This window comes from Alteromonas sp. 76-1, from assembly GCF_900654235.1.
In the GTDB taxonomy this organism is placed as follows: Bacteria; Pseudomonadota; Gammaproteobacteria; order Enterobacterales; family Alteromonadaceae; genus Alteromonas; species Alteromonas naphthalenivorans.
The window spans coordinates 3,993,632-4,016,645 of the sequence record NZ_LR136958.1; the positions used below are offsets into that span (position 1 = coordinate 3,993,632).

The window sequence follows — 23,014 nt, forward strand, 5'->3', positions numbered from 1 at the left end:
TGAGTCCTTCATTATCTCACCAACGAAAATTAACTTGTCGTGATTAGAAAAGGTTACATTCTCAGTAAACACACTATTGCTAAACAAGCGCGCAGTAAGCATAAAGGCGCTTGCGTTGAAGTGTGGGTGTCTACCGACGATGGTCCTGTGTGTCTTCAAAGCGCTTTGCAGAAACCCTCATGTTTTGTTGCCACTGAAAACACAAAAAGCATAATAGAAAAAGCCAAGCGGGAAGGTATTGAGATTGAAGTTTCCTCTGACAGCTTCTTTACCTTAGAGCAAGTAGAAGTAGACACCCTTAAAACCACGTCTGATTCCCACATGCATCAATTAAGGCAGCTTGCTAAAGGCTTGCATATCACTTTGTATGAAGCTGATATACGACTTGCTGATAGGTATCTGATGGAGCGGTTTATTTACGGTTCATTGGAGTTTGTTGCGGCTGACGAAACCGCGACATTAATACCTGAGGCGCGAATTAGACCCGCAATCTACACGCCAAGCCTTTACTCGATTAGTATAGATATTGAGTGCGATGAAAATGAAAATCTATTCAGTATAGCGCTAGCGTCCAACGACGTTAATGAAGTGATGTTAGTTTCTGCCTCCACACATCCCAAGACGTTAGATGTTCCAGACACATTTACACTTAGCCAGTTTTCTACTGAATCAGCGCTGCTCACTGCGTTTGTAACGCGTATATGTGAAATTGATCCAGACGTTATCTTAGGCTGGAATGTCAAACAATTCGATATGGCCGTGCTTGCTAGACGAGCCAAAAAGCAGGGCGTGAAATTTACATTAGGCAGAGGCAAACGAGAAGCCTTCGTAAGAGATTGGGATGGTCAAACTATTGTGGATATACCTGGCCGCAGTATTGTAGATGGGATTGAAGCGCTAAAGACGATGACCTATCAATTTGATTCTTTCTCTTTAGACAATGTTGCACAGCAGTTACTCGGTGATAAAAAGCTCATACAGAGTGACGATAAGCTTGGGGCAATAAAGGCCTTGTATTACGAAGACCCCTCTTCGCTTGCCAGTTATAACCACAAAGACTGTGTATTGGTAAATGAGATTGCTACAAAAACTCGGTTTATAGAATTTCTTATCTTGAGAGGCACCTTAACCGGGCTCGATTTAGGAAGACCCGGTGGGTCGGTAGCGGCATTTCTGAATGTATATTTACCAAAGTTACACCGACAACGTTATGTAAGTGGCGTACGCCCCGAACACGGCGGGTTAGCTAGCCCTGGTGGCTACGTGATGAATTCACAGCCAGGCCTGTACTCTGATGTACTTGTGCTCGACTTTAAGAGCCTATACCCGTCAATTATTCGCACGTTTAAGATTGACCCAATGGGACTTGCTGAGGGCCTTAAAGACCCAGAGAGCGCCATTGAGGGCTTCAAGGGGGCGATGTTTAGTCGTGACAATCATTTTTTGCCCGATATTATTGACAATCTTTGGCGCCAAAGGGACGAGGCCAAAAAGCAAAACGATGCTCCCCGCTCGCAAGCAATAAAGATTTTAATGAATTCATTTTATGGCGTATTAGGCAGTGGCGGATGCCCTTTTTACGACCCAAGATTAGCAAGCTCTATTACTTTGCGTGGGCATGAAATAATGCAAACTACTGCAAAGTGGATAGAAGAAGCAGGGTTCTCAGTTATCTATGGTGATACAGACTCTACTTTTGTACATGTAAATAACAACACATCGTTAGGCACGCCTAATGAAACGGGACAGTCGCTAGCAAACACCATCAATCGAAAGTGGCAAAGCAAGCTTCGTGAAGATTATGATATAGACTGCCATTTGGACATTGAATTTGAAACCCACTTTGAAACTTTTTTTATGCCCACAATTAGAGGGTCTGCGTTAGGCAGCAAGAAACGGTATGCAGGTTTAAAGCAAACTGGTGATAAAAAAGAGCTGGTTTTTAAAGGGTTAGAAAACGTACGTTCAGACTGGACTGAATTAGCTAAATACTTTCAGTATGAGTTGTATCGAAGGGTTTTCGAAAAAGCCCCTGTATCTGATTTTATTAAACAAACTGTTGATAATATTCGCCAAGGGAAAGAAGACGTCAGACTCGTATACGCTAAGCGACTGCGAAAGCCATTAAACGACTACATCAAATCTTTGCCTCCTCATGTAAAAGCCGCGCGCCTTGCAGATGATATTAATCGTAAAACAGGTCAACGATTACGTTACCAACACAACACAACCATACGCTATGTCATGACAGTACAAGGCCCACAAACTACTGAACATCAAATGGCACCGCTTGATTACGACCATTATATTGAAAAGCAAATAATGCCTATTGCAGACAGTATACTTCCCCTCATCAATCTTTCTTTTTCTGAATTAACCGACGAACAATTATCCTTGTTTTCTAACTAAGGTGATGATGTTGGAGTATTCACATCATGAATGTCACTTCAGATGTAATTTGCCTGAATATTTTTCAAACCCTTGTTGCAAGTTAACAAGATTGAAAAACACTTAAATTTTGGATTCATCTAATTAGTAAATAAAAATCAGTCACTTACTTCAGTGGCATAAACAATGAATAAGTTTAAGTGAGTATTTTATTCCTTGCTCTAACCGAGCAAAGTGTTATCACTAAAAAAGGAGAACGTGATGAAAAAGCTTACACTATCACTTGTTATAGGCGCAGTAATGTCAACGACCGCAATCGCTGGAGATATCCAAGGTGGTCACAAATCTAAGGTTAGCGCTGATTTTTCTACATTGGATCATGATGGAAATGGACACATCACTAAAACAGAATTAAAAGAAGCAAACTCTAGTAAATTTTTTAAGAAGATGGACACAGACGGTAATGAAAAAGTGTCCCAGTCAGAGTTTGATAAATATGTAAAAAATAACCCTAGCATGTTTTCTGAAGAGATAGTGACGCGGGTTAAATCAAATGGCACTACCGATGCAGTGCTAACTCGTAGAATGTCGACATCGACATCCCAATCCATGAATGAGCCTATGATCTCTAGTAGCGGCTCAACCATGATGAAAAGCGAACAGATGAAGGGTAAAGAGATGTCCAGCGAAATGAAGGCAGAAGTTACTGCAAAATTTAATAAAGCAGATCGTAATGATGACGGTAAGCTTTCCATGATGGAAGTTGAAAAGGCTGGTATTGATGGCGATTTTAGTGAAATGGATAAAGACGACAACCAGTTACTAACCAAGATGGAATTTCGCCAGCATTTAACGCAGTAGCTGTTACTCGATAGGTTAATTATCTATTTTGTACATTAGTGTATGAGATAACAAAAACCCTGCTCTCGCGGGGTTTTTTATTGCCCGTTCACTTTCTTTCACGCATAAAAAAAGGGCTATCCGTTAGGCTAGGCTTCGTTGTGAAGCAATTTCTTCGAATGGGACCTGGCAGTGTGGAGGGCCACCCCGTACTACTCTCACATGGGTTGGACCCACACTGGGCTGGGCCGGTCACCGGAACCCCACACTACCCCTACGCCAGTTACTGGTCGCCGAGTCTCGGCATGCGCTAATACGTTTCACTTCTGAGTTCGGTGGCTCATATACCACGGGGTGCAGAATCATGATGCTTTTTATCATGCTTCTTTTTTGGAATGAGCGCGCAAGGAGGACCTGCAGTACGCTCAGTTTTTTACTACGGCGTAACTGCTAATATTATTTTCTATTAGACATAAAAAAGCCCTTGTCTTTCGACAAGGGCTTCTTCGAATGGGACCTGGCAGTGTGCTACTCTCACATGGGGAAACCCCACACTACCATCGCCGCTAATACGTTTCACTTCTGAGTTCGGAATGGGATCAGGTGGTACCGTATCGCTATGGCTGCCAGGAAAAACTTTAGTGCAGAATCATGATGCTCTTTATCATGACTTCTGCGCAAGGAGGACCAACATTACTCTCACGAGTCTATTTAATCATCGTTGCTTAAAACTTAACAATTTAGGAATTCTGATATTCACGTAATCAATCTTTTGAGCACTGAGTACTACTACTCTAGTTGCTATTAGCTTTATCTTACAACACTCAAGATTATAAAGCCTCTTGGGCGTTGTATGGTTAAGCCTCTCGGGCAATTAGTACAGGTTAGCTTAACGCCTTACAACGCTTCCACATCCTGCCTATCAACGTCATCGTCTATAACAACCCTTCCGGACTTTAAAAGTCAGGGATGACTCATCTTTGGGCCGGCTTCCCGCTTAGATGCTTTCAGCGGTTATCCGTTCCGAACGTAGCTACCGGGCAATGCCATTGGCATGACAACCCGAACACCAGCGGTTCGTCCACTCCGGTCCTCTCGTACTAGGAGCAGCTCCCATCAATCATCCAACGCCCACACCAGATAGGGACCGAACTGTCTCACGACGTTCTAAACCCAGCTCGCGTACCACTTTAAATGGCGAACAGCCATACCCTTGGGACCGACTTCAGCCCCAGGATGTGATGAGCCGACATCGAGGTGCCAAACACCGCCGTCGATATGAACTCTTGGGCGGTATCAGCCTGTTATCCCCGGAGTACCTTTTATCCGTTGAGCGATGGCCCTTCCATACAGAACCACCGGATCACTATGACCTACTTTCGTACCTGCTCGACGTGTCTGTCTCGCAGTTAAGCTAGCTTATGCCATTGCACTAACCTCACGATGTCCGACCGTGATTAGCTAACCTTCGTGCTCCTCCGTTACTATTTGGGAGGAGACCGCCCCAGTCAAACTACCCACCAGACACTGTCCATAATCCCGATAAGGGACCAATGTTAGAACATCAAACATACAAGGGTGGTATTTCAAGGACGGCTCCACACAATCTAGCGACTGTGCTTCGAAGCCTCCCACCTATCCTACACATGTAGGTTCAATGTTCAGTGCCAAGCTGTAGTAAAGGTTCACGGGGTCTTTCCGTCTAGGTGCGGGTACACAGCATCTTCACTGCGATTTCAATTTCACTGAGTCTCGGGTGGAGACAGCGTGGCCATGGTTACACCATTCGTGCAGGTCGGAACTTACCCGACAAGGAATTTCGCTACCTTAGGACCGTTATAGTTACGGCCGCCGTTTACCGGGGCTTCGATCAAGAGCTTCTCCGAAGATAACCCCATCAATTAACCTTCCGGCACCGGGCAGGTGTCACACCCTATACGTCCTCTTGCGAGTTAGCAGAGTGCTGTGTTTTTAATAAACAGTCCCAGCCACCTGGTCACTGCGGCCCTCATCTGCTCAAGGAGCAAGTCCTATCACAAACAAGGGCGTACCTTCTCCCGAAGTTACGGTACAATTTTGCCGAGTTCCTTCACCCGAGTTCTCTCAAGCGCCTTAGTATTCTCTACCTGACCACCTGTGTCGGTTTGGGGTACGGTTCATATAATCATAAGTTTAGAAGCTTTTCCTGGAAGCAGGGCATCAACAACTTCACTACCGTAGTAGCTCGTCTCGCATCTCAGCTTTAAGCGTCCGGATTTACCTAAACACTCGGCCTACTTGCTTTCACTTGGACAACCAACGCCAAGCTTGCTTAGCCTTCTCCGTCCCTCCATCACTGATTATATAAGTACGGAAATATTAATCCGTTTCCCATCGACTACGCATTTCTGCCTCGCCTTAGGGGCCGACTTACCCTGCCCTGATTAGCATGGGACAGGAAACCTTGGTCTTCCGGCGTGGGAGTTTTTCACTCCCATTATCGTTACTCATGTCAGCATTCGCACTTGTGATATGTCCAGCAGACTTCTCAATCCACCTTCATCCACTTACACAACGCTCCCCTACCATACGTGTAAACACGTATCCGCAGCTTCGGTATATTGCTTAGCCCCGTTACATCTTCCGCGCAGGCCGACTCGACTAGTGAGCTATTACGCTTTCTTTAAAGGGTGGCTGCTTCTAAGCCAACCTCCTAGCTGTCTATGCCTTCCCACATCGTTTCCCACTTAGCAATATTTTGGGACCTTAGCTGGCGGTCTGGGTTGTTTCCCTCTTCACGACGGACGTTAGCACCCGCCGTGTGTCTCCCGGATAGTTCTCATTGGTATTCGGAGTTTGCAAAGGGTTGGTAAGTCGGGATGACCCCCTAGCCTTAACAGTGCTCTACCCCCAATGGAATTCGTCCGAGGCTCTACCTAAATAGATTTCGGGGAGAACCAGCTATCTCCCGGTTTGATTGGCCTTTCACCCCCAGCCACAAGTCATCCCCTAACTTTTCAACGTTAGTGGGTTCGGTCCTCCAGTTGATGTTACTCAACCTTCAACCTGCCCATGGCTAGATCACCGGGTTTCGGGTCTATACCTAGCAACTAAACGCGCAGTTAACACTCGCTTTCGCTACGGCTCCGCTATTCGCTTAACCTTGCTACTAAATATAAGTCGCTGACCCATTATACAAAAGGTACGCAGTCACAGAACAAGTCTGCTCCCACTGCTTGTACGTATACGGTTTCAGGTTCTATTTCACTCCCCTCACAGGGGTTCTTTTCGCCTTTCCCTCACGGTACTGGTTCACTATCGGTCAGTTAGGAGTATTTAGCCTTGGAGGATGGTCCCCCCATATTCAGTCAAGATAACACGTGTCCCGACCTACTCGATTTCACAAAAACAAACACTTCGTGTACAGGGCTATCACCTTGTATCGCGCCACTTCCCAGAGGCTTCCACTACGTTCATAATTGCTTAAGGGCTAATCCCCGTTCGCTCGCCGCTACTAGGGGAATCTCGGTTGATTTCTTTTCCTAAGGGTACTTAGATGTTTCAGTTCCCCTCGTTCGCCTCGTTACACTATATATTCATGTAACGATACCTATAAATAGGTGGGTTTCCCCATTCGGACATCTGTGGCTCAAATGCATTTTGTCGGCTCACCACAGCTTTTCGCAGACTTACACGTCCTTCATCGCCTCTAACTGCCAAGGCATCCACCGTATACGCTTAGTCACTTAACCATACAACCCCAAATGGCCTTCTTCATTGGTTTTTATCTTTCACCAAGCTTCCTCGCTCACTCAGTTACATACTGGAAGTATGCGCCTTCGTTCGCTCGTTGCGTGGCTCAGCTAAAACCCAATGTCTCGGCCATTGCACTAATGAACACCGAAGTGTTATTGATACAATGAACAAGAAAGAAAGACTCTCCCGCCTTTTGATATCAGGACTGGATGAGATCTAACTCAGTTGTATGCATGACAAGCTAATCGTGAAATTGCCTTGCTATCAAATAAAGATTGATAACAAGCAATTCAAGTCAAGTAGAGTAGTAAGTACGTCTTTCGACTTCTCAATTACTCAAATTTTGATTGATTTACTAATTAAATATCAGCTTTCCAAATTGTTAAAGAACGTTGGAGATTTCATGCTAAAAGCATTACTTTCTTCCTTAGAGTAAAAAACCCTAATCAATGCTTACTCAATCGAGTAAATATTCATTAGGATTTATGGTCCAACATGACACAAAAACAAGCTTTCTATATTAGTTTATAACTACCGCTAACTTTAGCGAGTAGAAAAACCGTCAGGAAGCTCCGCTTCCGGTTAAGCGGATTTTTCACGACCACTTGCAAAGCAAGTGATAAAGAAAATGGCATCCAGTTCGCTTGGTACAGGTAGTTTCAACGCGAGAAACGCAGTGTGCGCTAGCACATGAGTATCGCAGCGATTGAAAATAACAAAACCAAGTAGAAATGGTAGGCTTGGGCAGACTTGAACTGCCGACCTCACCCTTATCAGGGGTGCGCTCTAACCAGCTGAGCTACAAGCCTGTAGTGGTGGAGCTAAGCAGGATCGAACTGCTGACCTCCTGCGTGCAAGGCAGGCGCTCTCCCAGCTGAGCTATAGCCCCATTTTCTGTATAACTACAAAAAACTTCGTGTCGTTCTTCATTTAATAACAAAACAATCTGTGTAGGCACTACACTAACAATGTCACCATCGACATTTTGGTAAGGAGGTGATCCAACCCCAGGTTCCCCTAGGGTTACCTTGTTACGACTTCACCCCAGTCATGAAACACAAAGTGGTAATCGTTCTCCCGAAGGTTAAACTAACTACTTCTTTTGCATCCCACTCCCATGGTGTGACGGGCGGTGTGTACAAGGCCCGGGAACGTATTCACCGCAGTATTCTGACCTGCGATTACTAGCGATTCCGACTTCATGGAGTCGAGTTGCAGACTCCAATCCGGACTACGACATACTTTAAGGGGTCCGCTCCACATCACTGTCTCGCATCCCTCTGTATATGCCATTGTAGCACGTGTGTAGCCCTACACGTAAGGGCCATGATGACTTGACGTCGTCCCCACCTTCCTCCGGTTTGTCACCGGCAGTCTCCTTAGAGTGCCCAACTAAATGCTGGCAACTAAGGACAAGGGTTGCGCTCGTTGCGGGACTTAACCCAACATCTCACGACACGAGCTGACGACAGCCATGCAGCACCTGTGTTTGAGTTCCCGAAGGCACGAAACCATCTCTGGTAACTTCTCAACATGTCAAGTGTAGGTAAGGTTCTTCGCGTTGCATCGAATTAAACCACATGCTCCACCGCTTGTGCGGGCCCCCGTCAATTCATTTGAGTTTTAACCTTGCGGCCGTACTCCCCAGGCGGTCTACTTATCGCGTTAGCTTCGCTACTCACGACTTAAAGCCACAAACAGCTAGTAGACAGCGTTTACGGTGTGGACTACCAGGGTATCTAATCCTGTTCGCTACCCACACTTTCGCACATGAGCGTCAGTCTTTGGCCAGGGAGTCGCCTTCGCCACTGATGTTCCTCCAGATATCTACGCATTTCACCGCTACACCTGGAATTCCACTCCCCTCTCCAAGACTCTAGTCTGCCAGTTCTAAATGACCGTCCCAGGTTGAGCCCGGGGCTTTCACATCTAGCTTAACAAACCGCCTGCGTGCGCTTTACGCCCAGTAATTCCGATTAACGCTCGCACCCTCCGTATTACCGCGGCTGCTGGCACGGAGTTAGCCGGTGCTTCTTCTGTTGTTAACGTCACGGCTAGCAGGTATTAACTACTAACTTTTCCTCACAACTGAAAGTGCTTTACAACCCGAAGGCCTTCTTCACACACGCGGCATGGCTGCATCAGGGTTTCCCCCATTGTGCAATATTCCCCACTGCTGCCTCCCGTAGGAGTCTGGGCCGTGTCTCAGTCCCAGTGTGGCTGATCTTCCTCTCAGAACAGCTAGAGATCGTTGCCTTGGTGAGCCTTTACCTCACCAACTAGCTAATCTCACTTGGGCCTCTCTTTGCGCCGGAGCCTAAGCCCCGTTTGGTCCGAAGACATTATGCGGTATTAGCAGTCGTTTCCAACTGTTATCCCCCTCGCAAAGGCAAGTTCCCAAGCATTACTCACCCGTCCGCCACTCGACATCATCTAGCAAGCTAGACATGTTTCCGTTCGACTTGCATGTGTTAGGCCTGCCGCCAGCGTTCAATCTGAGCCATGATCAAACTCTTCAATTAAATATATCGAATATGAATCGTCGTTGTGTGACACTCTTAATGAGTGCCCACACAGATTGTCTTGTTATAAATTGTTAAAGAACTATCGTGCAAAAATCATAATGCGAAGCATTCTGTTTTTGCGCAAGGAGGACTAACATTACATATAGTTGCTTAGACTTCCTCACCTCACCCGAACGGCCATTGCCTTTTCGATGAGTGCTTCTCTTCGAAGCGGATGCGCATTCTACGCGTTTCGTTTTCAGTGTCAACGTTTTTCATAAATTTCTTTTCGAACCGTTGTTAACTCCAAAGAGTTAATGAAAACTGCTTTTCCAGTGTTGTTACCAACTCCTTGAAGCGAGGCGCGCATTCTACATCGTTAAGTTACGATGTCAACCCAGTTTTTAACTTTTTAATCAGTCTTAATTCAAGGTTGTGCACTACGTCTTGTGAGTGCCTGAAGCCCCCTCAAAACGTGGAGCGCATTATAGATAGGTGGCGTAAAAGATCAACCGTTATTTGGCACTTATTTGCATTTAATAACATTTCCACTCTCAAACGCTTATTTTTACATCATTTAGGTGTATTCCATTGGACTTTAGGATAGTTCTTTCACATTTTATTGTTCTAATTGTTACAAATGAGTAAACTGTAACCAGCCTTCATTATTATGATAATAAACACTAGAAAGGTAGGTATATGAAAGTAGGCTTTATTCAATGCACTGTTATTAGTGCTATCTTTGCAATCGCAGGATATCTGTTGTTTTCATCAGCTAGTATAGAAGCGCACGTTCCGTTAACGGTTTCAGCGTCTCTATTAATAAGCGGTATATTAACGCCGTGGCTAGCTTCACTCCTTAACAATTCACCCTCTGAAACAGCTGCGCCCTCCACCAGCAGCACAACCACTGAAACACTCTATGTGGGTAATCTACCGTATCGTGCAAACGAATCTGCGGTTAAAGAGTATTTTGGTAGTTTTGTCGAAGTACAATCTGTCCGACTCATGAAGGATAGAAAAACTGGCAAGCGAAAAGGTTATGGCTTTATTGAAGTGATAACTAGCGACCTTGACCCAGTAATAGCCAAGACTAACGACTCAGTGTTCCAAGAGCGAACATTAAAAGTTAGGCCAGCTAAAGACAAAGTAGAACAAGCATAAATTAAAAAAACCTGGGCATGACCCAGGTTTTTTTTACTCTATTCTGAAGCCGCTTGCTGTGGCATCGCGTTTAATAAGTTTTGGTTAAACGTATGGAAACGATTTATAGCTGATACTAAATCAGGTATTTGTACATCTTTCATTTCACTAATAATACCTGCAAGCAATGTATTGTAGTCATCTCCAGATCCTAGGGTATTCTCAGCATTTTCGAATGTAGACATCATCTTTTCGAGATACTGTGCTATTGGACTGACTACATTACCGTATTGGTTTTCAGCCTCACCCTCTTCACTATAGTGCTTTACGTTCTCATAAGCCTTTACCATTTCGGTTTGTGTAGTGCGGTTTAACTGCAACGCATACCCAACTAACTCTTTATCATCGAAACCTAAATTCAACGCTTGTTCGAACGCCTTATCCATATCCCCGCTATAGAAGGTATCCGCTAAGTCTTGTGCTTCACCCACAAGATTTGCAATAGCTGTCATTTCATCTTCGTCTATTTCACCCTTTAACGAAAAGCTGATGCCACTTCGTTCAAAGTATTCATATTGAGATGACTGCTGCGCCACAACTGAATCTGTATTCGAACTAGACGTTTCAGCATCGTCATTCGCGGGTATATATAGCGAAGCCTGACTAGCAGCACTAAACTGTCTGATACTTTCAAAGCTAAGGTTTACTTCATCCCCATCTTTGGTTCGAATAAGCAAGCTTCCTGATTTAGCATCAGATGCAGATACCGCGTTAAGCTCGCTCACACTTGCTGGATTAGGATTGAAGATATTCTGTTCTAAATCGTTAATGCCGCCGTCTATCATTTCACGGCTACGAGTAACACCTTCTTCAATCTCATCATTCATAAAACCTTCGAGATCCTTTTCAGCCATAGCGAAGCCACGACTTACGCCTTCACGGGCCTGACCAAATAACCCTTTTAGGGTATCGTCATCCGCACCACCATCAGCGGCACCTTGAATGACTCCGGTCACGAACCCAAGTACATTACGGGCGACTTTTTCGAAATCGAATAAGCTTTTGTTTTCTTCGCCGTCTTCAGACTGCTTGCTTTCATTTGGGCGCTTGCCATCAACAACCACATTTTGACTTAAGCTACCACTGAAGACCTTTAAGCCGATACTGGTCTGCGTGCTATTCACGGTGACCGTTGCTGAATGCTGTTTGGTAAACTCGGCTGCTTGCTGTAAGCCTTCCTGTTGAAGCTGCTTCTTTATAGCTTCATTCGGGTGAACCGATGCCTTTTCATCCACTTTCTGGTCGCCCATGAAAGCCTTAATTTGACTCACGTTCATAATTTGATCCTCACTATCCTCAATCAAGTTATCGGCAACAATCACGTATTGTTTAATTTTAATACGAAATTTTTGGTTCTGTGAGTTTTATCCGTTGCACATATAATATAAGGCACTACAATTCGCAGCCTTATTTAAATGATGTTCGGAGAACCACATGACAACCACCACTGCAAAAGACTATCAAGCTCAACTCGATGAGAAAGTGGATCGGTTAGGTACTCTTCTTACGCCGTTTAACGCACCGAGTCTGTCGGTGTATCCGTCAAAACCTGAAAACTACCGTATGCGAGCGGAGTTTCGTGTATGGCACGACGGTGACGATCTTTATCACATCATGTTCGATCAAGGTTCTAAAGAGAAGTACCGCGTAGATACATTTCCACCGGCTAGTGAAACCATTAACAAGGCAATGCAGCAATTAATTGACTATTTAAAGCCAAACGAGCTGCTGCGCAAAAAATTGTTTCAAATTGATTATCTAACTGGATTATCCGGTGAATTGGTTATTAGCTTGCTGTATCACAAGCCACTAGATGACGAATGGGAAGCACAAGCTGAACTACTTCGCACCTTTTTAGCTACCCAATTTACGGCTGTGAGTATTATTGGGCGAGCTAGAAAGCAAAAGCGTATTGTAGGGAGCGACTTTATTATAGAACGCCTACCTATTAACGGCCGAGAGTTTGAATTCAAACATATTGAGAATAGCTTTACCCAACCTAATGCAGAAGTAAATTGCAGCATGATTGAATGGTCTCTTGAATGCTCTGCTCCCCTAACCGGGGATTTACTAGAAATGTATTGTGGTGCAGGAAACTTCTCAATGCCATTGGCAGTTCATTTTGACAATGTGATAGGGACTGAAATAGCAAAGCCATCGGTACAAGCGGCGCAATACAACATTGCGGCAAACCACTTAGATAACGTGAAAATTGTGAGATTGTCGGCTGAAGAGTTTACCGAAGCAATGAACGGGGAACGAACCTTCTCTCGTCTAGAAGGTATCAACTTAACTGAATACAATTTTACCACTGTATTGGTTGACCCACCCCGAGCAGGGTTAGACGTAGATTCATTAAAAATGATTCAAGGGTACGATAATATTATCTATATCTCTTGTAACCCTGAAACCTTAGCTGAAAACTTAAGCCTACTTTGTGAAACTCACGAAATAGCAAATGCGGCACTGTTCGATCAATTTCCATTCACCCATCATATAGAAGCGGGTGTGTTACTAACTAAAAAGTAACCCTCTGCATTTTACAAATGGATTTGCAGCAACTGTAGATTTTAACGCTTAAGATGCGTCGGCCGATGTTTGTGATGCAAGCTTCGACATTGCGCCCAATTGCACGAAACGTAATTGGGCTTTAACTCTTTCGCCAATTTCCACCTTCAACTTAGTATCAGCTTCTAACGCTTCTGCTCCAGCACTAAATACCAATCTAACCATAGCATCAGCTTGGAGCTGCGCAATATTGTACTCCACGCCTTGTTGCTCGATGATGTAATCGGTTAGCTCTTCAATAAAATGCTGAATTTCACGAAAAACCGCCATTCGGTATGCAGCTGACGTGCCTGTATGTTCCCGCAACAATAATCGAAAGACATTTTTGTTAGCAGAAATGAACTCCATGAAGGTTTCAACTGACGTGTGAATTACGCCGCCACCTGAAGCAATTCTACGGCGAGCCTGACGCATTAATTGGCGAAGGGCTAACCCAGCTTCATCCACCAACGTGAGCCCTAATTCATCCATGTCTTTAAAGTGTCGGTAGAAGGACGTTGGCGCAATGCCTGCTTCTCGAGCAACTTCACGTAAACTAATAGCAGACAAACTGCGATTTTCATCCAGTAATAGGAATGCCGCATGAATGATATTTTGGCGGGTTTTAAGCTTTTGTTCCTGACGAGTCACAATAGTACCAGTTTGTTAGTCTTCACTAGTCTATCGCATGAGTGCCTATGGGGAGAAGCTTAAATTAATTCGGCTCTAGGCATAAACGCTATTAACACTTACTCAATATTATCTCCATAGCGTTTTATATTAACTGTTGTTACTGTACATTCAACTCTTAACAAGTTGTTAACCATGTAGCCGTTATTCGTTTGTCAGGTATTACTGGGACTTTATCAGAGTGCCTAGCCAGAATTATTTTATCTCATTATTTCCTGTGGGAATGATGGGCTATGGGGTTATAGGACTATCGGCCTACATGAACAAAAATAGCTGACCCAATAATGAAAAAAAGTATTCAGCACTACGTGCTACGGTTCATTTCGAGTAACACGCTACTAAGTATTAAACGCCGCTATTATACTTGTGCACGCTTTTTTAAGCGTGGTGTACCTAAATTAGAAATTTTCATAAAAGTAGATGACCCCTACTCATTCCTACTTGTTCAAGCATTACCGACACTCGAAAAAAAGTATCGCGTAGCCATTACAGCTCGCGTCATTATCAATTCAGATCCAGTAATGTTTCCTGAATTAGCTATGTGGAATAAGCATTCAATTAATGATGCGATGCATTTAGCCAACGTCTACCATCTTCATTTTCCGTGCTCTGCTGCTGAGATTACCCACCAAGCTCGCTCAGTTTTTACTGCGTCCTGTGCCGTTCAGCAAAAAATAGATGAAGGCGCTTCATGGACAGGCATTGCTGAATTGCTACTAGCCTATTGGAAAGGTATTCATATTAATGCCTTGTCTAGTATTGATGAGGCGGCATTAGAAAAACGCTTTGAAGCACACCTACATCAGCTTTCCTCGAAAGGTCACTATCTTTCGGCCACGATTCATTATGATGGGGAATGGTATTGGGGTGTAGATAGGCTTGATCACCTTGAACGTCGACTTATCGATGAAGGCTATGGCATACAACCCAACCCTCAAATTGAATTTAATAAAACCTATGCTTCGCTATTACAGCCTCTCAATTTTTCGATAGATACAAAAAAGTGCGCCGAACCTTTAACCCTGTTTTGGTCTGCCCGTAGCCCCTACTCTTATATTGCGTTGCTACAGGCCGTAAAACTAACCAGGCATTACGGTATTCCCCTTGTAGTAAAACCTGTATTGCCGATGATGATGCGTGGGTTATATGTTCCCCCTAAAAAAGCCATTTATATTTTTTTAGACACAAAACGCGAAGCGCAGAAATTAGAAATTGATTATGGGTTTCTGGCTGATCCGTTAGGTGAAGGTGTAGAGCGATGCTATGCGTTGCTAGCCTATGCTAGAGCGAACAATAAATACCTAGATTATTTACTCTCGTTTGCGACGTTGGTAAATGCACACGGTGTTAGAGCCGATACAGACAGCGGATTGAAAAAAATAGTAGAGGACGCAGGGCTATCTTGGCAGGAGGCAAAGCGACACTTAGCCAATACTGACTGGAAAGAAGAGGTCACTGCAAACCAAGCGGATATTTACCAAACAGGCAGCTGGGGTGTGCCCGTTTTCAGATATAGAGATATTCAGGTATGGGGACAAGATAGGCTATTCGTTATGGAAGATGCCATTCGTCAAAACCTTAACCTGCATGAAGTTGCCCCTATTGATAGAGCAATGCATGACAATCGCCAAACAGTGGGTAGTTTACAATATGAATGAAGGGGACAATTAAACTAACTGGTATTAGGTAGAGTTCAACAATATGAAGCAATTGTTATGACGCAATCCCCACGAAGCAAATTACTGTAAGACTGCAAGATATCGGGCACTATCCCCAACTTGAAGCGCCTACCGATGTTAGTAATTCAATAATTTCCTTTATAAACAGCGATAAGACTCCCTTAGCATAAAGTGTAGTAGGCAATTTTTAGAAGCTTACTATAATTAAAGTTTACACACGTAAGCAGAACTTCTGTCCATTCTGCTTGCCTGATGAGCAATAAAACGATAAATTAGCGCACAGTTGTAAGCTGAGTTGTAGAAAATGAAAAAACCACCTCTTATCCTGACGAATGTCTTAGTGTTCATAATTACCGGCGCCATCGCCTTTATTGGCGTACCTGTATGGGTTATCAATCATGGAATTGATTGGGCGGAAATAGGCACTGCGATCTTCTTATTTTATTTCACTGGTATGTCAATTACTGCCGGTTACCATCGTCTGTGGTCACATAAAACCTATGATGCGAATATTGTCGTGCGCGTAATACTTGCTATCGGCGGCGCAATGGCACTGCAAAATAGTATTTTGCACTGGAGCTCAGATCACAGAATTCACCACCGTCACGTTGACGACAACGACAAAGACCCTTATTCAGCAAAGCGCGGTTTGTGGTTTGCACACATTGGTTGGATGCTTCGCGAGTATCAAGAAAAGCGATATGACGACTACAGAAACTGTAAAGACTTGCAGAAAGATAAAGTGGTTATGTGGCAACACAATTACTACTTACCTATCGTTCTTGCCGCGAACTTCGGCGTTACCGGCTTTTTGGGTTGGTTGAATGGTGACATCCTAGGCATGATTTTGGTGGCTGGCGTATTGCGCTTGGTACTTGTGCATCATGTAACCTTCTTTATTAATTCCTTAGCACATTTCTGGGGAAACCAGCCGTATACTGATGCAAATACGGCTAGAGATAACGGTGTACTAGCATTCTTCACTTTCGGCGAGGGTTATCACAACTATCACCATATTTTTGAATACGACTACCGTAACGGTATTCGTTGGTATCAGTTTGATCCAACAAAATGGTTAATCCGCGGGCTTTCTTACGTGGGACTTACCCATAACCTGCGTCGTGTGCCCGAAGAGCGTATTGAAAAAGCGAGAGCGGCAATGCAACTGCAACGTGCTAGCGAACAAGTCTCTGTATTACCGAATGCAGAAGAGCTCATGCACACCATTGAGCAAGAGTATGAGCTACTTATGCAACGTATGTCTGATTACTACGCGGCGAAAAAGCGTTTGATGAAAGTAAAACAAAAATCACTCAAACGTACCATAGAAGGCTTAGAGCTTACCTATAAGTATAAAGAGCTTAAGCATGCGTTAGCCGTACAAAAAGAAAAGTGGCTTCAGTTACAGAGTCTATCGCTTCAAGCCGTATAAATTTTTGGCTTCAGCTTAGGGACTGCTGACATTTGATATACAGTAAAAGTCCACACGCTCTAGACTATTTTAAAAACCCACATGCGCTTTGCTCATGTGGGTTTTGTTTATTTGGCGATTAGCACTAGAGTTAGTGTTACAAACCCAGTAACGTAGAATATTAGTAATCGTTATTTTACGACAAGCGCGGCCACTTAAAAAATAGGATGTAGTTATGGCGACAAAGCAAAAAGATAAACCAGCAACCCCTTCTTACCAATACGATGCCATTGTTATAGGTACAGGACCTGGAGGCGAAGGTGTAGCCATGCAGTTGGCTAAAGCTGGCAAAAAAGTCGCCGTAGTAGAAAGGTACGAAGCCGTGGGAGGTGGGTGTACGCATTGGGGCACCATTCCATCTAAAGCGTTAAGGCATTCAGTAAGCCGCTTAATTGAATATAATAGTTCGCCACTTTTTGCTGATAACCATGTAAGCAGAAGCCTCACATTTGCAGAAATAATGCGTCATGCTAGCGGTGTAGTGAATAGCCAGACCCGTTTGCGTTCTTCGTTTTACGATAGAAATAGAGTCACTCTGTATCATGGAGAAGCTAGTTTTATTGATGCCAACACCTTACAAATTGTCCGTGATGATGGTTCGAAAGATATTTTAACCGCAGCACAGATTGCTATCGCTACTGGCTCTCGCCCTTACACGCCACCCGACATCGATTTTAATCACCCTCGCATTTATAACTCCGACACGATTTTATCTCTTGATCACGATCCTAAATCCATCATTATTTACGGCGCTGGGGTTATTGGATCGGAATATGCCAGTATCTTTCGCGGCATGGGCGTAAAAGTCGACCTCGTGAATATGCGAGACAGACTTCTGTCTTTCCTTGATACCGAAATTTCAGATGCGCTAAGTTACCACCTTTGGAACAACGGCGTACTTATTAGGCATAACGAAACCTATAAGTCGGTGGACGGTAAAGAAGACAGCGTAGTGTTGAACTTAGAGTCTGGTAAACGAATGAAAGCTGATTGCTTATTGTTTGCCAATGGTCGCACCGGTAACACTGACATGTTGGGCTTAGATGCTGTTGGCATAAAAGCGGATAATCGCGGCCAGCTTAGCGTGAATGAGAAATACCAAACTCAAGTAGATAATATCTTCGCTGTAGGTGATGTTATTGGTTACCCAAGCTTAGCATCGGCTGCGTATAATCAAGGACGATTTGCCGCAGAGGCAATGCTCGGAGCAACGACACATACCGCATTGGTAGCAGATATTCCCACTGGCATTTATACCATTCCAGAAATTAGTTCGGTGGGTAAAACAGAACAAGAGCTTACCGCCGCAAAAGTGCCTTACGAAGTAGGTAGAGCCCAGTTTAAGCATTTGGCTCGTGCGCAGATTGCATCAACACAGGTGGGTAGCTTAAAAATTCTGTTTCACAGAGAAACGAAGAAAGTTTTAGGCATTCATTGTTTTGGAGAGCGTGCATCTGAGATTGTGCACATTGGGCAGGCGATTATGCAGCAAAAAGGCGAAGGAAATACCATCGACTACTTTGTTAATACAACCTTTAATTACCCCACCATGGCCGAAGCTTATCGCGTAGCAGCAATAAATGGACTAAATAGGATATTTTAAGGAATTTTGGGCACAAAAAAACCGGCACGTGGGGCCGGTTTTTTTTAGTGCGATTAATCTCGGTTGGCAGCCAGAGTATTTAGCGCTGAAAGCGCATCTCTATGTGCTACGATATCGATCTGCATCTTTTCTTGGTCAAATGTCATTGTTGCAGTGGCGTAGTCTCCAAGACTTTCGCTGGCAACATTAACCAAATCAGTTTGTGCATCACGGAAATGAATGTTGTTGTTGATGTTCTCAGCTATACATTCATTATTCAATTCGAACGATTTTGCGTCCATACAATCGAAAAGCTGGTTTTCGCCAGAGCCCGCATGCGCAATACCAAAGACGGACATTAAGGTTAATCCTAGTACTACTTTACGCATGGTTTTTCTCCTGTTCAGCAGTTCATTACTGCGATGATCCAATAATAATGTATATACGTTTTAATGTCAAATCGGATCACGCAAATATGACAGCAATATTACAAAGTGAAATATTATGAGAAATTCGACAATTATTTTTGAGGATTTAGTAAAAGAAGCGAAACAGTGTTCATTGTGTGTTGAACACCTTCCCTATGGCGTGAACCCAATTTTTTCAATTGGCCCACAGGCAAAGGTTGTGCTAATTGGTCAAGCGCCCGGCCTGATCGCACATCAAAACACAAAAGCCTTCAGCGATAAAAGTGGTGAAAGACTAAGGCAGTGGCTACACATCGATACTACAACGTTTTATGATGAAAACAAATTAGCCATTATGCCTATGGGGTTTTGCTTTCCAGGCTATAAAAACGGGGCCGATGCGCCGCCTAGAAAAGAATGCGCGCCCACTTGGCACGAAAAAATGTTACACGCCATTCAACCAGAATTAGTTCTACTTGTAGGTAGATATGCTCAGCAATACTACTTACCTAAGTACCGAACATTAACAGACGCTATAAAGAACAATTGTGATGAGAAGTTTGCTGTGCTGCCCCACCCGTCTGGTAGAAACAACCGCTGGCTTGCACAGCACCCTTGGTTTGAAACTGAATATTTACCCCACGTGGTAGCGCGCTTAACACCCCTACTTGTGTGAAACGTTAGTTCGCGTCTTTTTGGGACACAAGGTAATCCATCAATTCATTAAATGGCATGGGTTTAGCGTAGAAGAAGCCTTGCGCTTCGTTACATCCCAATTCAATCATATACTCAGCTTGCTCTTTAGTTTCAATCCCTTCAGCAATAGTGAGTAGCCCTAGTTTGTTTCCTAAGGTCACAATAGTTTCAGCAAGCACGGCGCTTTTACCGGGTTCAATATCACGAATAAACGAGCGATCTACTTTAAGCCTGTCTAACGGAAGTTGCTGCAAGTAACTCATAGACGAAAACCCCGTACCGAAGTCGTCTATTGCTATGGCAACACCATGCTCTTTTAACGTTCTAAGGGCATCTATCACAATTTGCGGTTCATCCATCACCACACTTTCTGTTATTTCTAACTCGAGTAAACTTGGATCGCATTTAGATGTACTAATAGTGCCAAGCACTTTATTAACAAACGACCTATCTCTAAACTGAGGCATTGATATATTTACTGCTACCCTCAAGTCACCGAAGTTTGCTTCTTTTAAATCTTTCAATCGATGACAGGCTTCTTCAATAACCCACTCACCAATATCAACTATAAGACCTGAATACTCAGCTAGAGGTACAAATACAGCGGGGGAAATATAGCCGTTGTTCCCATCAGGCCAACGTAGCAAACCTTCCATGCCAACGACTTTTTCACTGACCAAATCTACTTGCGGTTGGAACCATAGCTCTAACTTTCGTGCCATGAAGTCACTACGCAAACGACGGATCATTTCTAGGCGCCACGTAGTTTTGTCTTCAATATCTTTAGCAAAATACTCGAAGTTATCGCTTATATTCTTTTTCGCGCGATTTAAGGCAATGTTAATGCGCTTTAATATTTCTAAGCCAATATTTCGTTTGTCATCAAGCTGGCATAGCCCCATCGTCACGTTGACTGGCAAAGTATGATCACTGACTTTAAACGACGATTGAAACAATGAATTAATATTGTCTGGGTTAACCGCATCTGAAGGGCCAATAAGGCCAAATACATCCGCACCAATACGCCCGATTTTTACTGATTCATCGAAGCACGCTTTAAACCTGTCACTAATAGCACGCAATAGTTCATTACCAGCTTCTTGCCCTAAACCATCGTTAATATCTGAAAAGTGGTTTACATCAATAAGCGCGACTGAACAATTTTCGCATGCAAAGATATGCGGTTTATCGAGCATATTGATAAATTCATTACGGTTCGGAAGTCGCGTTAGCCAATCCCTAAAGGCAGCATTTCTTAATTGATGAAACAAGTTTACGTTTTCATAGCCTACCGAAATACTGGATAAAAACACTTCTAACAAATTTTTATCTAGGTTAGTAATTTCACTTACCATATTCACGTAAACTGCCGCTTCAAACCCGGAACGGTTTATATACAGCACAGATGAATCAGATTCGAAAATATGACGTTTAAGGCGAAGACAGCGACCTACTTGCTCGGCAATTTCGCTGTTATTGATACTATCGATAGATTCATTAATAAAAGAGGCATATTCGCCAGCTGCCCCTAAGACATAAACACCGTTATCGTCTTTATCGAGAACCGAACCAGCTCTAGCACAAACAAGACCCTCGGCATCTAATCCAATCAATGAGCTAATTTGAGTAACCACTCCTTCGCAAAACCCTTTTACCGAATGCTCTTCAAATAAATTGGCCGACGATGTGATGATTTTTTCTAAACCAACGCGGTTTTGATTTATTGTCATTATTTGCTGATAAGAGCGCAGAGAAGAGATAACCGTGGTCATCAGTTTAGCGCGGGTCAGCTCAGTCTTTGTTTTGTAATCGTTAATGTCGTAAAGCTTAATCACCTCTTCTTCAGGTGCATAACCAGGTTGCCCTGTTCTTAAAACGATACGTGGTTCGGTTAGCCCCATGGATTCTCGGATATAACGCACTACATCGAAACCGGCGTCATCAGTTTCCATGACAACATCCAATAAAATGATAGCTATCGTTTTACCGTAATCGTGCAGCAGTGTTTTGGCTTCTTTTGCCGAATAAGCATGAAGGAAATTTAGTTTTCTATCATTAACAATAAGGTCGGAGAGTGCGAGTCGCGTAACGGTGTGAATTTCCTCATCGTCATCGACGATAAGAATATTCCATTCTTTATAAAAAGTAGTATCGATATCAGAACTTCCATCATCATCTAAGAAGATAAGTTCATCGTTATCGTAATCCGTTGCCGACATAACTGCTTAAACCCTCGTCACTGATTCATACATACTTTTTTGTTGTATGCTGTTTATCAGAATTGCTAAATCGATACTGCAATGCAATAGTGGTAACCTATTGTTCATGCTTTGAATGGCAATCTACATATTAAAATGAAGATAACCCCTGATCCTTATACTAGTTCACTTCCTAAAACCAAGCGCCCTACTGAACCATCGCCGGCTAGCCGTAACGACAATCCAAACCAAAGTGCGACTCTAAATGTACAACAAGATACACCGACGCATTTTGTACGGCAAAAGATACTCTCTTGGTTCTCTCGTGTCGGCATTTCTCCTTCAATGGCGAAAGATCCTAAAAGCCAACGCAACACGTTAGAACGAAGAAAGCAGATAATTGAATTACAAAAAGCTGCAAATCTCCAAGCTGTTTTAAATATAGCACTAAATGTCAACATAACCGAATCAGAAAACGATGGACTTGATCCAGATTGGTTTTTTGCCTTCAGCAACATGGCAGAAGAAATTCACAGCCCAGGAATGCAGGAGCTTTGGGGCAAAATTTTTGCCGTAGAGGTAAGTAAACCAGGCAGCTTTTCTCTTCGCAGTTTGCAAATGCTAAAACTGCTTACTCACAGAGACGCTAAAGTCTTTGCGAAAGCCGTCAGTATAGCCAGTAGACGGCAACACGATACTATCCCTCGTATATTAGTGGGCTTTCATAGAAAAAAAGGCATACTGTCATTTTTCAAGCGTGCGGTGCCGGAACAGCTCAACTTAGCCTCTGTCGGCCTTTCCTACCCCGATTTGCTGGCCCTTCAAGATATGAAGCTACTTTATGCTAGCGAGATAGAAAGCGGTGAATATGCAGAAGGCCAACAAACGAGATGGCGCTGTGGTGCCGAGCAATTCACGTTAGAAAGTAAGCAGCCAGGTGTGGCCTTAGTGTATTTTAAGTTTACCGCGGTAGGCGGCGAGCTTTATAAGCTCGTACCGAGAAAACAAAACCCAGCTTACCTATCAGCTCTTAAGAACGTATTAAGCGAAGTCTTCAATATTCATTAACCCGTT

The 23,014-nt window shown here is 43.6% G+C and carries 13 protein-coding genes, 2 tRNA genes and 3 rRNA genes; 9 read left to right on the forward strand and 9 right to left on the reverse strand.

Going from position 1 to position 23,014, the window contains the following annotated elements; translation table 11 throughout:
• The first annotated feature begins 39 nt into the window (after positions 1–39).
• Together ALT761_RS16915 and ALT761_RS16920 are read left to right on the forward strand one after the other, a co-directional pair.
• A complete protein-coding gene (locus ALT761_RS16915) occupies positions 40–2,409 on the forward strand; it encodes a DNA polymerase II (protein WP_129740087.1) in 2,370 nt (789 codons plus the stop codon).
• Between the two features lie 240 nt (positions 2,410–2,649).
• Entirely contained in the window at positions 2,650–3,249 is a 600-nt protein-coding gene (locus tag ALT761_RS16920) for an EF-hand domain-containing protein (protein ID WP_129740088.1), read from the forward strand.
• A gap of 494 nt (positions 3,250–3,743) precedes the next feature.
• Here ALT761_RS16920 and rrf read toward each other — a convergent pair.
• From rrf to ALT761_RS16945, 5 genes are all read right to left on the reverse strand, one after another.
• Positions 3,744–3,859 (reverse strand): 5S ribosomal RNA (gene rrf / locus ALT761_RS16925).
• A gap of 222 nt (positions 3,860–4,081) precedes the next feature.
• A 23S ribosomal RNA gene (locus ALT761_RS16930) occupies positions 4,082–6,959 on the reverse strand.
• Between the two features lie 736 nt (positions 6,960–7,695).
• A tRNA-Ile gene (locus ALT761_RS16935) sits at positions 7,696–7,772 on the reverse strand.
• A gap of 4 nt (positions 7,773–7,776) precedes the next feature.
• Positions 7,777–7,852: transfer RNA gene (locus ALT761_RS16940), tRNA-Ala, on the reverse strand.
• A gap of 100 nt (positions 7,853–7,952) precedes the next feature.
• A 16S ribosomal RNA gene (locus ALT761_RS16945) occupies positions 7,953–9,485 on the reverse strand.
• Together the 16S, 23S and 5S rRNA genes with 2 tRNA genes alongside form the textbook arrangement of a ribosomal RNA operon.
• Positions 9,486–10,166: 681 nt before the next feature.
• Between ALT761_RS16945 and ALT761_RS16950 the strand changes: the two genes are divergently transcribed.
• On the forward strand, positions 10,167–10,631 hold the full coding sequence (locus ALT761_RS16950) for an RNA recognition motif domain-containing protein (RefSeq protein WP_057789431.1): 465 nt from the start codon (positions 10,167–10,169) through the stop codon (positions 10,629–10,631).
• 38 nt (positions 10,632–10,669) lie between these two features.
• Here the strand turns inward: ALT761_RS16950 and ALT761_RS16955 are convergent, their stop codons facing one another.
• Complete coding sequence (locus tag ALT761_RS16955) at positions 10,670–11,947, reverse strand: DUF5610 domain-containing protein (protein WP_129740089.1); 1,278 nt, start codon at positions 11,945–11,947, stop codon at positions 10,670–10,672.
• 157 nt (positions 11,948–12,104) lie between these two features.
• Between ALT761_RS16955 and trmA the strand changes: the two genes are divergently transcribed.
• Positions 12,105–13,199 (forward strand): tRNA (uridine(54)-C5)-methyltransferase TrmA, encoded by a 1,095-nt coding sequence (trmA, locus tag ALT761_RS16960; RefSeq protein WP_129740090.1) that lies wholly within the window; start codon positions 12,105–12,107, stop codon positions 13,197–13,199.
• A gap of 48 nt (positions 13,200–13,247) precedes the next feature.
• Here trmA and fabR read toward each other — a convergent pair whose 3' ends face one another.
• Positions 13,248–13,868, reverse strand: coding sequence for an HTH-type transcriptional repressor FabR (gene fabR / locus ALT761_RS16965; protein ID WP_129740091.1), 621 nt, complete (start codon positions 13,866–13,868; stop codon positions 13,248–13,250).
• A 323-nt stretch (positions 13,869–14,191) separates the two neighbouring features.
• Here fabR and ALT761_RS16970 point away from each other — a divergent pair, with 323 nt between their 5' ends.
• The 3 genes from ALT761_RS16970 to sthA all read left to right on the forward strand — a co-directional run bounded on the left by ALT761_RS16970 (position 14,192) and on the right by sthA (position 18,660).
• Positions 14,192–15,565: a DsbA family protein gene (locus tag ALT761_RS16970; protein WP_129740092.1), complete on the forward strand. Its 1,374-nt coding sequence runs from the start codon at positions 14,192–14,194 to the stop codon at positions 15,563–15,565.
• Positions 15,566–15,890: 325 nt separating this feature from the next.
• A complete protein-coding gene (locus tag ALT761_RS16975) occupies positions 15,891–17,018 on the forward strand; it encodes an acyl-CoA desaturase (RefSeq protein WP_129740093.1) in 1,128 nt (375 codons plus the stop codon).
• A 214-nt stretch (positions 17,019–17,232) separates the two neighbouring features.
• Positions 17,233–18,660, forward strand: coding sequence for a Si-specific NAD(P)(+) transhydrogenase (sthA, locus tag ALT761_RS16980; RefSeq protein ID WP_129740094.1), 1,428 nt, complete (start codon positions 17,233–17,235; stop codon positions 18,658–18,660).
• Positions 18,661–18,713: 53 nt separating this feature from the next.
• Here the strand turns inward: sthA and ALT761_RS16985 are convergent, their stop codons facing one another.
• Positions 18,714–19,028: a pyridine nucleotide transhydrogenase gene (locus tag ALT761_RS16985; RefSeq protein WP_013782656.1), complete on the reverse strand. Its 315-nt coding sequence runs from the start codon at positions 19,026–19,028 to the stop codon at positions 18,714–18,716.
• A gap of 115 nt (positions 19,029–19,143) precedes the next feature.
• Between ALT761_RS16985 and ALT761_RS16990 the strand changes: the two genes are divergently transcribed.
• Positions 19,144–19,722 (forward strand): uracil-DNA glycosylase family protein, encoded by a 579-nt coding sequence (locus tag ALT761_RS16990; protein WP_129740095.1) that lies wholly within the window; start codon positions 19,144–19,146, stop codon positions 19,720–19,722.
• A gap of 4 nt (positions 19,723–19,726) precedes the next feature.
• Here ALT761_RS16990 and ALT761_RS16995 read toward each other — a convergent pair whose 3' ends face one another.
• Entirely contained in the window at positions 19,727–21,961 is a 2,235-nt protein-coding gene (locus ALT761_RS16995; RefSeq protein WP_129740096.1) for a bifunctional diguanylate cyclase/phosphodiesterase, read from the reverse strand.
• A gap of 135 nt (positions 21,962–22,096) precedes the next feature.
• Here ALT761_RS16995 and ALT761_RS17000 point away from each other — a divergent pair, with 135 nt between their 5' ends.
• Positions 22,097–23,008, forward strand: a complete 912-nt coding sequence (locus tag ALT761_RS17000; protein ID WP_129740097.1) for a TIGR03899 family protein — start codon at positions 22,097–22,099, stop codon at positions 23,006–23,008.
• Positions 23,009–23,014: the final 6 nt, after the last annotated feature.